The sequence below is a fragment of the Desulfovibrio diazotrophicus genome (genome assembly GCF_902498985.2).
In the GTDB taxonomy this organism is placed as follows: Bacteria; Desulfobacterota; Desulfovibrionia; order Desulfovibrionales; family Desulfovibrionaceae; genus Desulfovibrio; species Desulfovibrio legallii.
Window position 1 is genome coordinate 1,785,042 of record NZ_OX346397.1, and the last position, 13,148, is coordinate 1,798,189.

At 54.5% G+C, this 13,148-nt stretch carries 11 protein-coding genes and 1 pseudogene; 11 read left to right on the top strand and 1 reads right to left on the bottom strand.

Annotated features, from left to right (window positions below):
- Positions 1 to 27: 27 nt before the first annotated feature.
- The 11 genes and pseudogenes from J7I12_RS07770 to J7I12_RS07820 all read left to right on the top strand — a co-directional run bounded on the left by J7I12_RS07770 (position 28) and on the right by J7I12_RS07820 (position 12,879).
- Positions 28 to 1,872, top strand: coding sequence for an ABC transporter ATP-binding protein (locus tag J7I12_RS07770; RefSeq protein WP_498793501.1), 1,845 nt, complete (start codon positions 28 to 30; stop codon positions 1,870 to 1,872).
- A gap of 3 nt (positions 1,873 to 1,875) precedes the next feature.
- Positions 1,876 to 3,024 carry a dTDP-glucose 4,6-dehydratase gene (gene rfbB, locus J7I12_RS07775; protein WP_498793502.1) on the top strand — a complete coding sequence of 383 codons (1,149 nt, stop codon included), beginning with the start codon at positions 1,876 to 1,878 and terminating at the stop codon, positions 3,022 to 3,024.
- Positions 3,021 to 3,914 carry a glucose-1-phosphate thymidylyltransferase RfbA gene (gene rfbA, locus J7I12_RS07780; RefSeq protein WP_118229475.1) on the top strand — a complete coding sequence of 298 codons (894 nt, stop codon included), beginning with the start codon at positions 3,021 to 3,023 and terminating at the stop codon, positions 3,912 to 3,914. Before rfbB ends, rfbA begins: the two co-directional genes overlap by 4 nt.
- Complete coding sequence (rfbC, locus tag J7I12_RS07785) at positions 3,905 to 4,432, top strand: dTDP-4-dehydrorhamnose 3,5-epimerase (RefSeq protein ID WP_498793504.1); 528 nt, start codon at positions 3,905 to 3,907, stop codon at positions 4,430 to 4,432. The genes rfbA and rfbC overlap by 10 nt, the downstream gene beginning before the upstream one ends.
- A complete protein-coding gene (locus J7I12_RS07790; protein WP_498793506.1) occupies positions 4,422 to 6,278 on the top strand; it encodes a rhamnan synthesis F family protein in 1,857 nt (618 codons plus the stop codon). Before rfbC ends, J7I12_RS07790 begins: the two co-directional genes overlap by 11 nt.
- Positions 6,279 to 6,302: 24 nt before the next feature.
- Complete coding sequence (locus tag J7I12_RS07795; protein ID WP_208360841.1) at positions 6,303 to 8,105, top strand: class I SAM-dependent methyltransferase; 1,803 nt, start codon at positions 6,303 to 6,305, stop codon at positions 8,103 to 8,105.
- A gap of 46 nt (positions 8,106 to 8,151) precedes the next feature.
- Positions 8,152 to 8,307: pseudogene (locus J7I12_RS07800) on the top strand (transposase); the annotation flags it as partial.
- Positions 8,308 to 8,435: 128 nt separating this feature from the next.
- Entirely contained in the window at positions 8,436 to 8,987 is a 552-nt protein-coding gene (locus J7I12_RS07805; RefSeq protein WP_208360840.1) for a glycosyltransferase family protein, read from the top strand.
- On the top strand, positions 8,984 to 10,012 hold the full coding sequence (locus tag J7I12_RS07810; protein WP_498793508.1) for a glycosyltransferase family 2 protein: 1,029 nt from the start codon (positions 8,984 to 8,986) through the stop codon (positions 10,010 to 10,012). The genes J7I12_RS07805 and J7I12_RS07810 overlap by 4 nt, the downstream gene beginning before the upstream one ends.
- A gap of 7 nt (positions 10,013 to 10,019) precedes the next feature.
- On the top strand, positions 10,020 to 11,099 hold the full coding sequence (locus J7I12_RS07815; protein ID WP_208360836.1) for a glycosyltransferase family 4 protein: 1,080 nt from the start codon (positions 10,020 to 10,022) through the stop codon (positions 11,097 to 11,099).
- Between the two features lie 553 nt (positions 11,100 to 11,652).
- Positions 11,653 to 12,879, top strand: coding sequence for a tyrosine-type recombinase/integrase (locus tag J7I12_RS07820; RefSeq protein ID WP_208360834.1), 1,227 nt, complete (start codon positions 11,653 to 11,655; stop codon positions 12,877 to 12,879).
- On the opposite strand, the gene J7I12_RS07825 is transcribed toward J7I12_RS07820, so the two are convergent.
- Positions 12,866 to 13,135: a hypothetical protein gene (locus J7I12_RS07825; protein WP_208360832.1), complete on the bottom strand. Its 270-nt coding sequence runs from the start codon at positions 13,133 to 13,135 to the stop codon at positions 12,866 to 12,868. The two genes, J7I12_RS07820 and J7I12_RS07825, sit on opposite strands and share 14 nt — an antisense overlap.
- Positions 13,136 to 13,148 lie beyond the last annotated feature (13 nt).

Sequence of the window (13,148 nt, forward strand, 5' to 3'; positions counted from 1 at the left end):
CTTCGCCCCCCATAGGGCGGAGGCCGCATGCTGAACCCGCAGATCGGGAAAGTTTTTCGCGCCATCTACAGCCGCCTGGGCAAGGATCTGCAGGCCCGATTCTGGCGGGTCATGGGGCTTTCCGTACTGGTGGCCCTGACGGAATTTGTGCTCACGGCGGCGGTATCCCTGTTGGGCGTGGTCCTGGCCTCGCCGCAGACCATTGCCCAGTCCGGCGTCATGCACAGGCTGGTAGCCTTCTATCCGCCCCTGCGGCCCATCACCGAGGATCCGCGCCTGCTGCTCATCGTCCTGCTCACCGGCCTGTGCGGGGCCGTACTCTGCAAATCCTTGGCCCTGACCCTGCTCACCTGGCGGCAGGCCAGCTTCAGCCAAGCCGTCAACCTGGAGATGGGGCGACGGCTGTTTCACGGCTTTGTACACGCGCCCTACCTCTGGCATGTGGAGCAAAGGGTCAGTGACCTGTCTATGGCCTTAGGCTGGCGCAATAGCGTTGGGCTTTACGGTTTTGCCGTTGTCCAGGCCCTGGGTCAGCTGGCGGTTGCCGCGTTGCTCATTATAGTTGTTCTGGTGGTCACCCCCTTGGCTGGCAGCGTGGTTTTTCTGGGAACAGGAGTGAGCGCTTATATCATTTTCCGGTTGAGCCGCAAGCTGGTCAACAAATACAGCCAGGAATTGACCGCAGCGCAAAGGGATTCCAACTGGGTCAGCCACACAGCGCTCTATGGCGTACGCGAATTGATGATCTACCGTCAGCAAGCTCCTTTTGAAGCACACTATCTACAACATGAAGGGCGCGTGGCCCATGCCCAGGCCCTGTTGCCCTTGTGTCACCCGCTGCCCTCCTGGGTTCTGGAATGGATGGGCATGGTGCTGCTGCTGGGCGCAGTGGTGCTGCTGTCCTGGCAGGGAGCTGGCGTAGCCCGCACTGTGGGCACGCTGACCTTGCTGGCGGCCGTGGCCTGGCGGCTTTTGCCCACCATGAACAAGCTGGTGCAACAACTGCTCATGATGCAGCAGCAGATCCCGCAGATTGAACCGGTCCTGCGCAAGCTGGATGAAGTGGCGGCCCTGCCGCGAACCGACGCAGTAACCGCACAGGACTGCCCCCTGCGTCAGGAACTGCGGCTGGAGGACGTTTCCTTCCGCTATCCCTCCACGCCGACGGGCAAACCCGACGCCCTGCGCCATTTGCATATCCGCATTCCACGCGGCAGCATGGTGGGCTTTGTGGGCCCTTCCGGCGCAGGCAAAAGCACCATTGTGGGGCTGCTCACAGGCCTCTTCCCGCCCACCGCCGGACGCATCACGGTGGACAGCCAGCCCATGGACGCGGCCCTGCGCGAAGGCTGGATCCGGCGCATCGGCTATGTGCCGCAATCCCCCTTTCTGCTCAATGCCAGCATTGCGGAAAACGTGGCCTTCAGCCATTGGGGCACAACGCTTGACCGCGAGCGGGTGCGTCAGTGCTGCCGCATGGCGGCCATGGACTTTGTTGACGAGCTGGAACAAAATATCGATACTGTCATTGGTGAACGCGGGGTGCGCCTTTCCGGCGGACAAGTACAGCGCGTGGCCATTGCCCGCGCCCTGTACAACGACCCGCAGTTCATTTTGTTTGACGAAGCCACCAGCGCGCTGGACGGCGCAGCGGAACAGGCCATTCAGCACACTATCAACAGCCTGCGGGAACATATGACCTTGGTGGTGGTGGCGCACCGTTTGAGCACCGTGGAAGCCTGCGACTATGTGTACTGGGTTGACAAGGGCATGGTTCGCATGGAAGGAAACCCCAAACAGGTGCTACCTGCCTATGCGGATTTTCTGGCTGTCCAAAATACTGCGACCCCCCAGGAAAAAAGTGAGAATTAGCTCGTGACGCAACCCACCCTGCTCATCACCGGCGGCGCGGGCTTTATCGGCTCCTGCCAGGTATTGCTGGCCCGCGCGCGCGGCTTTCGCGTGGTCAATCTGGACAAGCTGACCTACGCGGGCAATCTGGAAAATCTGGCCGCCCTGCGCCACGATCCGGAGCACATCTTTGTCCGCGGCGACATAGGCAATGCCGAGCTGGTGGACTACCTGCTGCACGCCTACGCCCCCGACGCCGTGCTCAACTTTGCGGCGGAAAGTCATGTGGACCGCTCCATCGTGGACCCGGAAGCCTTTGCACGCACCAATGTGCTGGGCACGGCCACTCTGCTGCGGGTGGTCAAGGACTGGTGGCGCGGGCTGGACGCATCCCGGCAGCAGGCCTTCCGCTTTCTGCACGTTTCCACGGACGAAGTCTTCGGCGCGCTGCGACCGGACGACCCGCCCTTTACGGAATCCACGCCCTACAGCCCCAACAGCCCCTATTCCGCCTCCAAGGCCGCCAGCGACCACCTGGTACGGGCCTTTCACGAAACCTACGGCCTGCCCGTCCTGCTGACCAACTGCTCCAACAACTACGGGCCGCGCCAGTTTCCGGAAAAGCTCATCCCGCTCATGGTCCTCAACGGCCTGGCTGGCCGCCCCCTGCCCGTGTACGGCCAAGGAAGCAATGTCCGCGACTGGCTGCATGTGGAAGACCACTGCGCGGCCGTCTTCCGCGTGCTGGAGGCCGCCCGGCCCGGCGCAAGCTACAATATCGGCGGCCGGGCCGAGCGCAGCAACATGGAGGTGGTGCGGGCCGTCTGCGCTCTGCTGGACGAGCTGGCCCCGACGGCAACGCCCCACGCGGAGCTCATCCGCTTTGTGACCGACCGGCCGGGCCACGACTTCCGCTATGCCATGAACTGCGCCAAACTGGAGCGCGACCTGGGCTGGAAGCCGCAGCACGATTTCACTTCCGGCCTGCGGGCCACTGTGCGCTGGTATCTGGACAATGCGGACTGGGTAAAGCATGTGCAGAGCGGAGCCTACCGCCAGTGGCTGGCCGTCAACTATGCCGGTCGCGGCGTCGCCCCTGACAGCACCGGAGCGGCAAGCCCCGGAGCAGAAGGGGCCGTCCCGGCGCGCGCGACCCAGGGAGGCGCGTCATGACCGACTGGAAGGGCATCATCCTGGCCGGCGGGTCCGGGTCGCGGCTCTATCCGCTGACCCTGAGCGTGAGCAAACAGCTCATGCCCATCTACGACAAGCCCATGATCTACTACCCGCTGGCCACGCTCATGATGGCGGGCATCCGGGATATCTGCCTCATTTCCACGCCGGAGCATCTGCCCCTCTACCGGGCCCTGCTGCACGATGGAAGCCAGTGGGGCTGCCGCCTCAACTATGTGGAGCAGCCCCGGCCCGAAGGCCTGGCCCAGGCCTTTCTACTGACGGAAGAACACATCGCCGGGCAGAACACCTGCCTCATCCTGGGCGACAACGTCTTTTTCGGCCACGGCCTGCCGGACCTGACCCACGAGGCCATGACGCGACAGCGCGGGGCCACGGTCTTCGCCTACCATGTGCGCGACCCGCAGCGCTACGGCGTGGTGGAATTTGACGCCGCGCGCCGCGTGCTGAGCATTGAGGAAAAACCCCAGTCGCCCAAATCCAACTTTGCGGTCACAGGCCTCTATTTTTACGACCGGGACGTGCTGGACATCGCCCGGCAGGTACGCCCCTCGGCCCGGGGCGAGCTGGAAATCACGGACGTGAACAACGCCTATCTTGAGCGCGGCGATCTGCATGTAGAGCTCATGGGCCGGGGCATCGCCTGGCTGGACACGGGCACCCACGATTCGCTCATGGACGCCGGGGCTTTTGTGCAGGCTGTGGAAAGCCGTCAGGGGCTCAAAGTGGCTTGCCTGGAAGAAATCGCCTGGCGGCAGGGCTACATCACGGCCGATCAGGTGCGGGATCTGGCCCGCCCCATGCTTAAAACAGGATACGGCCAGTACCTTCTGGAACTGGTGGATACGGGAGGACAACCGTGGAAGTAGTGTCCACGCCTATCGCGGGCGTGCTGCTGATCAAGCCCAAAATCTGGGGCGACGCGCGGGGCTATTTTGTGGAAACCTGGCAGCAGGAGCGCTACACGGCGGCGGGCATAAACCTGCCCTTTGTGCAGGACAACCACTCCATGTCCACTTACGGCATTCTGCGTGGCCTGCACTTTCAGAAAACCCGGCCGCAGGGCAAGCTGGTCTATGTTTCTCTGGGCAAGGTCTTTGATGTGGCCGTGGACATCCGCCCCGCTTCGCCCACCTTCGGCCAGTGGTACGGCGTGGAGCTGACCCAGGAAAACCAGTGGCAACTCTGGATTGCGCCGGGCCTGGCCCACGGCTTTGCGGTCACCAGTGAAACGGCCCACTTCCACTACAAGTGCACGGACTACTACTGCCCGGAAGATGAAGGGGCCATCCGCTGGAACGACCCCACCTTCAACGTGCGCTGGCCCGTGGCAAATCCTCGGTTATCAGAAAAGGACGCGGCGGCAGGGTATTGGCATGAGTGTTAGGCTACTTCGACGTATAAAAAAATTTATACAAATATATAAATATGATGGTTTTGATGCAGCATACACGAAAACCCGTTTCTTTCTTCTGAGAAAATTTTTCAAACCAAAAGCAAGGGCCTTTTCTCTTCTCAAACAACTCTCTCCTAACAAAGATAATGCGCATCAACAAGCTACAAAAATAATAAAAAATATATTTTCAGCAAGACATAATATAGCGGGATATATTACAGTCACCACTAAACAAAACTTGAACTTTTCAGGCGCAGAAGTCGTACTTTTGGCGCATTGGGATCCTGATGCCGTTATTGATCCGTATGTTAAACATTTTTGTCATCATATGCGATCTATCGGCAAAAAAGTAGTAATTTGCACTGCCGGGATTCAAAATGAAACAAAGGGATACGACAGCTACGCTGACGCTATCGTGCATAGAGGATGTGGAGGATACGATTTTACAAGCTGGAAAGCCGGATTTGAAGCTTTCCCAGCGCTATTTAGTGCAAAGGAAGTGACACTTTGTAATGACAGTGTATTCTCTCCAATTGGGTCATATTCGGATGTATATGCTACAATGGAGAAAATTCCCTGTGATTTTTGGGGGTTGACGGCCTCTACAGAAGAAATACCGCACATTCAGAGTTATCACTTGGTGCTGCGCGAAGAAACCCTTCGACACCAAGCCTTTAAGGAACTCATTGATGCAATCCCTATAAATGCGACAAGAAAAGAGGCTATTGAGTTTGAACTTCGTCTTGGACTTTGGTTGGAAATACACAACCTGCGTCCAGCAGTATTTATTACGCCGCTTCCTCGTTTTTTTGATTGTTCAAATCCAACATTACTTTTTTGGGATTGTTTAATAAACTGGGGATGCCCTATATTCAAGCGGGAGTTGTTACTAAAGGGAGTGCCTATTGGCCCATGGTGGGACGTTTTTGAAAAAAAAGGTTATCCACAAAATTTATTAATGAATTATTTCTATCGCTTGGGAATAGACATTTCACGATCCTGCTGCCTTGGGAAGAGGGGAAAAGACACCGGAACGGATATCCTTGCGCAACAAATTCCAGTAACCCTCTCCAGGGAAGAAACAGCAGAAGTAAAACTTGCGGTAATAATACACTGTTACTACATAAATATTTTGGAAGAATTGATTTCTTACATAGAAAATGTTCCTAGATATGCGGATATCTATGTATCTACGGATACAGATGAAAAATGCAGGGCAATAAAGACACAATTGGAACCTCTGAAGTTTGCATCGCTCACTGTAAAAAAATTTCCGAATAAAGGCTGGGACATAGCACCGTTTTTCGTTGGCTTTCGAGATGAAATTCTTTCACATGAAATAATTTTAAAGATTCACGCCAAAGCGTCTACACATATTAAGGCCAAGTTATCGTCCTGCTGGAGAACGCTCCTGTATTCCTCATTAATGGGGAGCAAAGAGCATGTACGAAAAATTCTTGCGACGTTCATTGATAACCACCAACTAGGGATCATCGCGCCGCCGACAATGCCCGCAATGGCCGCATCTCAGTTGGGAAACCAACAACAACTTGGCCGCATCTTAGATGCGATGGACATCAGTATAGCGCCAGATGCAGCCATCGATTTTCCCGTTGGAACAATGTTCTGGGCACGACGCAATGCACTTGCGCCGATTCAAGATCTTAACCTCTCTTTTGATGACTTTGATGAAACTAACACCAAAAATCGTGACTCTTCCTTAGCTCACGCTTTAGAAAGGGCATTTTTTTTTAGTTGTGTGAAAGCTGGATTCAGGTGGGGGAGGATCCCCCCTGCGCCGTATCCTGGATTCAGGATTATAAACAACTATAAATAATATCTATCTTATGAGGATAAAAAAATGATAAATACACTAAAATATTTTTATATATTCAACAATGAACTGAATATATGGCATCGCGAAACGACACACCATTTTGCATATTCAGACGGAGAAAATATAGAAGAAAGGCTTCTACAGGCATTACGTTGCGTTAAGGATAAATCTACTCTATCCACAGAGCTTTATGAATTACAACGCGATTGGCCTAGTTATTATCATTTTTCTTCGCTGAGAGCCAATTTACTGCGCCCCTTTGCCTCTACTCTGCTCCAAGGTTCACGCGTACTTGAGTTGGGGTGTGGGTGCGGTGCCCTAAGTCGTTTCTTGGCAGAAACTGCAGAATATGTCTGTGCGGTGGAAGGTAGTAAAAAACGTGCTGCTATTGCGGCAGCACGGTGTGATGATCTAACAAATATCACGATTGTGGCCGATGCAATTCAAAATTTACCACAAGAAATTGGGAAGTTTGATATCGTCACACTGATTGGGGTGTTGGAGTATGCTGCCATCTTTGACGACCATGAAACTCCAGCCTTACACCTCTTACAATTGGCGCAAAATTTTTTGAAGCCGGGAGGCTGCCTCATCCTGGCCATTGAAAATAAGCTAGGCTTGAAATATTTTGCTGGCATCCCAGAAGATCACATCGGGATAGCTTGGGGTGGCATTACAGGCGCCTACAAAGACCATGGAGTTAAAACTTACAGCAGACATGAACTTCAAGAGTTGTTGAAAAAATCCGGTTTTAATAAATTTGAACAGTTTGTCCCTATTCCAGACTACAAACTACCAACAGACATTCTAACTCCTGAGGGACTACACACATCATCTAATATATGGAATGTAGCTCCGCTGCTAACTTCTCGCCGGAATTATGAACCTCAGGGCATTTTTAACCTTCCCAATGCATGGCGCAACATAGTCGAAGCCGAATTACTGCCAGACATGGCGGACTCCCTAGGTTTTTTGGCATATGCAGGAGGCAAAAGAAACAACTTCACTCCGTGGTCCCCCAATATACTGCTCTATCACTACGGCGTTACACCTCGCGATGATAAAAATTTTGCCAAAGAGGCTACTTTCCAGAAGACATCGTCAGGAATCAAAATTGAACGAAAACTTTTATATCACGACGGAGATATAAAAGAGGGGCAATATACCTTTAGGCCTATAAGTGAGCTTTACATACGCGGGACTGAACTTCTGGAAGAAGCGCGAAAGGCAACCGCTCGTCCCGGGTGGACGACGAACGATTTGGCCCGAGCGTTGCAGCCGTGGATAGATGCGTTAAAACAAAATATGGTTGAAGGCAAATTGCCTCCAAAATTTCTTGACGCCGCGCCCTTTAATGCCACGCTTACCTCAGCAGGTAATGTACAATTTTTTGATTTGGAATGGATTGATAGCGGCCCTGTTGATTTTCTCTCCACAGTAACGAATCATCTCTATCACTCTCTAGACAAACTGGGCGGCGTCTACCAGCCAAGTGATAATACACCGACTGCATACCCTGAGTTAATATTAGCCCTTTTGCACGCTTGGGGGTTCACTTTTTCATTGAGAGATCTTAAGAATTGCTGGATAAATGCGAAAACACTATGGACGCACCTTTTCAAAAATAGGCCAACATGGGAAGAGCTATGTATGTGTCATGTTTTTATTACGCCATCGGCAATAACAGATTATAAATCGCTGCAAGCAGAACATAAAAAAATAATAAACTCCTTCTCGTGGAAAATAACAAAACCACTACGCAAAACAAAAACTTGGTATGTCAAGGCCAAGACTGCTTTCCGGGGTAATCCTCCCAAAAAGAAGTAGCGTTTATGGGTAGAATTTCCGATACTGACCCGAACGGAGATTTTACATGAAAGCGTCCAGATTTTCTGACAGCCAGATTTTGGGAATTTTGAAGCAGGCCGAGAATGGGATCCCCGTGACCGAGCTTTGCCGCGAACACGGCATAAGCAGCGCCACGTTTTATAAATGGCGGGCAAAATATGGCGGCATAACTCCCGCCATGAAGCTCGCACAGGTGTCTTAGGCTCTACTTGTAAGTGCTCCTAAAAATGGAAGGATTACCATACCGTAGCTTTCTTGGAGGCTGACGATGTCTGGGCGTCTGAGTCGTTGTCTGTGCGTCTGAAGGCAATGCAACAGCCCAATACAGCGCTGGTTTTTAACGCTCCGTGGCTTATGGTGGAGTCAGAGCGGGACATCGACTACTATCAGGGGATTCTTGCTGTGCAGTCGCAGATAATCGCCAAGCGGCGCCCGCCACAGGTGGCAGCGCACGAATTAATGGCCACCAACCTAATCACAGGATTTTCCTGTGTGATGACCCCACGTGATCTTTTACTGAACTGTGATTTTAACTCTCCGTCTGCTCCTCATTTGGACAAATGGTTGTGGCAGCAACTTTCTCTCTGGGGTGTTTGCCGTTTTGTTCCGCAAGCCTTGACAGGGTGGAGGCTGCACGGGCGGAGCTATATCTCCACTTACAAGGGCAATGCCGCAGCCGAAGATCGCTTGTGGCGTCAAAAAACGCACATGCTGCTGGCAGACCAATCCTATCAAGGTGCCGGGCTTTGGTTGGCTCGGCATACCCCAAGGGCGCATAGTGCGGCTGTACGCACATGGTTCAAACTGCGAACACAGGGGCTTGTCGGGGTACTATGCGCCATAATGAAGCGGTTGGCATGACGACTACTGTATCTGCGTCTTTCACGGCGGAGCAGGTAGCCGTGATTCTTTTGAATTACAACAACGCGGGCGATACCGTCGCCTGCCTGCGCTCGCTCCATGCCCTGAAAACGCCCCCCGGCCAGATTCTGGTGGTGGACAACCATTCCACAGACGATTCCTGCGCCACAATAGCGCAGGCCTGGCGGCAATGGGCCGCACCGGTTTCTGTCGCGGCCCAAGCGCCGCCACCGGCTGAAAAGGCGGTGTTATTGCAGATGCCGACCAATGAAGGTTTTTCTGCCGGCAACAACGCCGGCATTCGTTTGGCGCTGCAGAACAAAGAATGCCGGGCCGTGTGGCTTCTTAACAACGACACAGAAGTCCTGCCGGACGCCCTGGACAACCTGTGCGCCTGCCTCAACGCGCAGCCGGAGGTGGGGCTTGCGGGCTCAACCCTTGTTTACGCGCACGACCGCACTATTGTGCAGTGCGCCGGGGGCTTCAAAATCAACAAGTACTGCGGAACAACCCCTGCGGTTTGCGGGCAAGGCACGCTGGATGCCGTCCTGCGGCGGCCGGTTGCGGAAATTACACCCCAGATTGACTATCTCTGCGGCGCGTCCATGCTCATTAAACGCGAAGTTTTTGACCGCATCGGCCTTTTCCGTGAAGACTACTTCCTCTATTATGAGGATGCAGAATTCTGCCTGCGCGCCACCAACGCACGCTTCACTCTTGCCTGGGCTCCCAGCAGCATTGTCTATCACAAAGAAGGCGGCAGCACCGCGGCCAAGAGCGCCGTCCAGGACAGAGAATTCCACCGCCCTGCCTGGGTGGACTATCTCAGCCTGCGCAACCGGGTCTACATGATGCGCAAGCACTATCCATGGGCACTTCCTTTGGTATTGCTGAGTTATCTGGGCGTGCTGGTCAACCGCATCCGGCGGGGCCAGGCCAACCGCATTCCCCTGATCTTCCGGGCCGCATGGGACGGTCTGCGCGGACACATGGGCAAGCCCGTACACCTTTTCCCTACCCTATGAGATCTGCATGAGAACCCTGGCCATTGACTGTCGCATGGCCCGCATGTCGGGCATCGGGGTGTACCTGCGCAACGTCGCACCCCGTTGCATGGCGCTGCTGGCGGATGCCGTGCGGTTTCGCCTGCTGGGGTATGACGGCGCATTCCCTGTGCCAGATGGCGTTTCCTGGGAGCCTGTTTCTTTTGACGCTCCCATCTACAGCATTACAGAGCAATATCGCATGCTGCCCCTGCTGCGCGGCTGCGACGCCCTGTGGCTGCCGCACTATCCGATCCCTGTGCTGGCGGGCATCCCTTTGGTGGTGACAGTCCATGATGTGACCCACCTGGCCCTGCCGGGGTTATTTACCGGCATACAAAAAATGTATGCCCGCCTCATGTTTCAGGCTGTACGCCATAAGGCGGCAGAGCTGCTTTTTGTTTCAGAATTTTCCCGGCAGGAATTTTTACGACTGGTAGGCCGCCCACGGGGCGGCGCAACCGTTACCCCCAACGGGGTGGACGCAAGCTGGTTGGAATGCCCCCTGGTGGACGCCCCGACGCAACCGCCGTATTTTCTGGCTGTGGGAAATGTCAAGCCCCACAAGAATATTCGCCTGCTGTGTCATACTTTTGCCGGGATAGCAGGCCAATGTACGGCTAACCTTGTGCTGGCGGGCGCATATACGGGCTTTCGGAGCGCAGAAACGTCTACGGAAGCCTTGGCGGCCATCTGCCCAGGCCGCATCCACTTCACCGGAGCGCTAGAACAGACCGAACTAGTGCACCTGATGCGCGGCGCAACGGCCCTGGTTTTCCCCTCACGCTATGAAGGATTTGGCTTACCGCCACTGGAAGCTCTGGCCACCGGCGTCCCTGTGGTCGCCTCGGACATTCCCCCGGTGCGGGAGGTCTGTGGCACACACGCCCAGTATTTTTCTCCGGACAGTGAAGGGCAACTTGCTCAGGCCATGCTGCAAGTGCTCGCCCTTCCCCCACAGGAACGACGCCAACACGCCGCAGCAGGACGCGCGCACGCCCACACTTTCTCTTGGGCAAGGGCTGCGGAAACAACAGCACAGGTGCTGCAAAAAACACTGCACCTATGATGTGGCAAGAACAGTACGAGGCAATCCCACGCTTCTCCTCCATGCGCCACAGAGGCAGAAGCAGACTTTCCGGGTCCTGCCTTCTATTGGGTATCGGCTCAAAAAAACAGGCTGAAGGAAAACCCAATAAGAGCGCTTGCCCCCGTCTTTGGTGTAGACCCGCGTATGGCTTCCGCAACTTCGAAAATTACCGCCTGCGGGTGCGTGTATTGTGCTGCTGAAATGGATGGGGAATTGTTCAGAAACCTGTCGGAAAAACTGCCCTTTGAAGGGGCTTGCCCCCGTCTTTGGTGTAGAGCCCTATTTGGGGGCAGAGTGAGATAATGCAAAAAACAAAACGGGCCAGCGAAGGAATGAACCTTTGCTAACCCGTTGTTTTTCCTATGGTGCCGAAGGGGAGACTCGAACTCCCACCCCGTTGCCAGGACTAGACCCTGAATCTGATTGCGAAGTTCCCCCGGCTTCCCTGGAGTAGTGATTTCAATGGGATAGATCATCGCAAGTTCCCTGGAGTGCCCTTGTTTTCCCCCAAAAGTGGGGGCATAGTGGGGGCATGAAAAAGCCAAAAATCAAGACACCGTACCCCGGAGTTCGTTACTACGAGCACTCTACCCGGAAGCAGCGCAACGGGCAACCCGACCGCTACTACTCCATCCGCTATAAAAAAGATGGCCGCACCATCGAAGAAGGCATGGGATGGGCCACTGAACAGTGGAATGCGGAAAAAGCCTTCAAGGTGCTGTCCGGGATCAAGGAGAACAAAAAAACCGGTGCTGGGCCTCAGAGCCTTTCCGAAATGCGCCAAAAGGCGGCTGCCGAACGCGCTGCCGCCGAAAAGGAGGCGTCTGAAAAGTATGTCACCAACATGCCCTTCCAGGACTTTTTTGAAAGGTACTACATGCCCGAAGCCAAACGCTCCAAGCGAAGCTGGCTCACAGACGAGCAGCGCTACCATAAAATCATCAAACCAGCCATTGGCGCAAAGCCGCTGCCTGCCATCACGCGGGAAGATATCCAAGGCATCATTGACAGCCTGGTGGAGTCCGGGGCGGCCCCGTCTACCATCAAGCAATACCGCAGCATCATAAATTACACGTTCACTCAGGCCAGTCTCACGAAGTTGCAGGGCACGACCATTTTCGGTGGGCAAAACCCTGTTCGTGGCGTAAAAATTCCTCCTATCAAGAATGCCCGTGAACGATTCTTGACGGCCAAGGAAGTAAAATCGCTGATAAACGCGGCCAAAAAGCTGCCCTGCATAGACTTGCATGATTGTATCGTGCTCTCGCTGAACACCGGCTTGCGACTTGGTGAGCTTCAGCGTTTGGAATGGCCCGATGTGGACATGGCTCATGCCATGCTCACCGTGCGCGACGAAGCACACCGCAAACCAGGGGGCAAGGTGCCGTTGAATGACGCCGCACTTGGGATTTTCAAAGAACGCTGGAAGCAACAGAAAAAAGGAATTGCCACCGGCTTGATTTTCCCGCCCATAGTGGGCGGCAACATGCGCGCAAGCCTTACCCATGCGTTCAGGGCACTGGTGGATTCTGTAGGCCTCAATGACGGAATCAGACCGGATGACAGAGCGAGACGAATTGTATTTCATAGTCTTCGCCACACCTTTGCAAGCTGGCTCGCTTGTAATGGCGAAGACATATACCGCATCCAACGACTGATGCGGCACAGAACCATTACAATGACCATGCGCTACGCTCATTTGATACCCGATGCCACCCGGTCTGCCGTTCATAACCTGAAGCCGCCTAAAGCTCTTTGATGTTGTTTTTTAGCCGTGATACGCCCATCGTACCTATCAGCCAGTTCACAAGGGATTCTGTGGGGTACACGACACTCCGACCAACCTGGAAGGCCCCCAAAGGGCCATCTCCCGACGAATCGGCATTGGCGAGAGTTTTGGGGGTAATGATGCCGCCAAGCTGCCGCTCCACATCCTTGCGGGCTATGGTTGGCGGAAGCTTGGACAGCAGCAACTGACGAAACTCATCTTCTGGCCGTAAAGCAGTCTGTGTCATGCCAACCTCAGTA

Excerpts from the sequence above, each read along its gene's own strand:
- J7I12_RS07790 (WP_498793506.1), top strand. The coding sequence starts at position 4,422 with ATGAGTGTTAGGCTACTTCGACGTATAAAAAAATTTATACAAATATAT.
- J7I12_RS07825 (WP_208360832.1), bottom strand. The coding sequence starts at position 13,135 with ATGACACAGACTGCTTTACGGCCAGAAGATGAGTTTCGTCAGTTGCTG.
- J7I12_RS07770 (WP_498793501.1), top strand. The coding sequence starts at position 28 with ATGCTGAACCCGCAGATCGGGAAAGTTTTTCGCGCCATCTACAGCCGC.
- J7I12_RS07810 (WP_498793508.1), top strand. The coding sequence starts at position 8,984 with ATGACGACTACTGTATCTGCGTCTTTCACGGCGGAGCAGGTAGCCGTG.
- rfbA (WP_118229475.1), top strand. The coding sequence starts at position 3,021 with ATGACCGACTGGAAGGGCATCATCCTGGCCGGCGGGTCCGGGTCGCGG.
- J7I12_RS07795 (WP_208360841.1), top strand. The coding sequence starts at position 6,303 with ATGATAAATACACTAAAATATTTTTATATATTCAACAATGAACTGAAT.
- J7I12_RS07815 (WP_208360836.1), top strand. The coding sequence starts at position 10,020 with ATGAGAACCCTGGCCATTGACTGTCGCATGGCCCGCATGTCGGGCATC.
- J7I12_RS07805 (WP_208360840.1), top strand. The coding sequence starts at position 8,436 with ATGCAACAGCCCAATACAGCGCTGGTTTTTAACGCTCCGTGGCTTATG.
- J7I12_RS07820 (WP_208360834.1), top strand. The coding sequence starts at position 11,653 with ATGAAAAAGCCAAAAATCAAGACACCGTACCCCGGAGTTCGTTACTAC.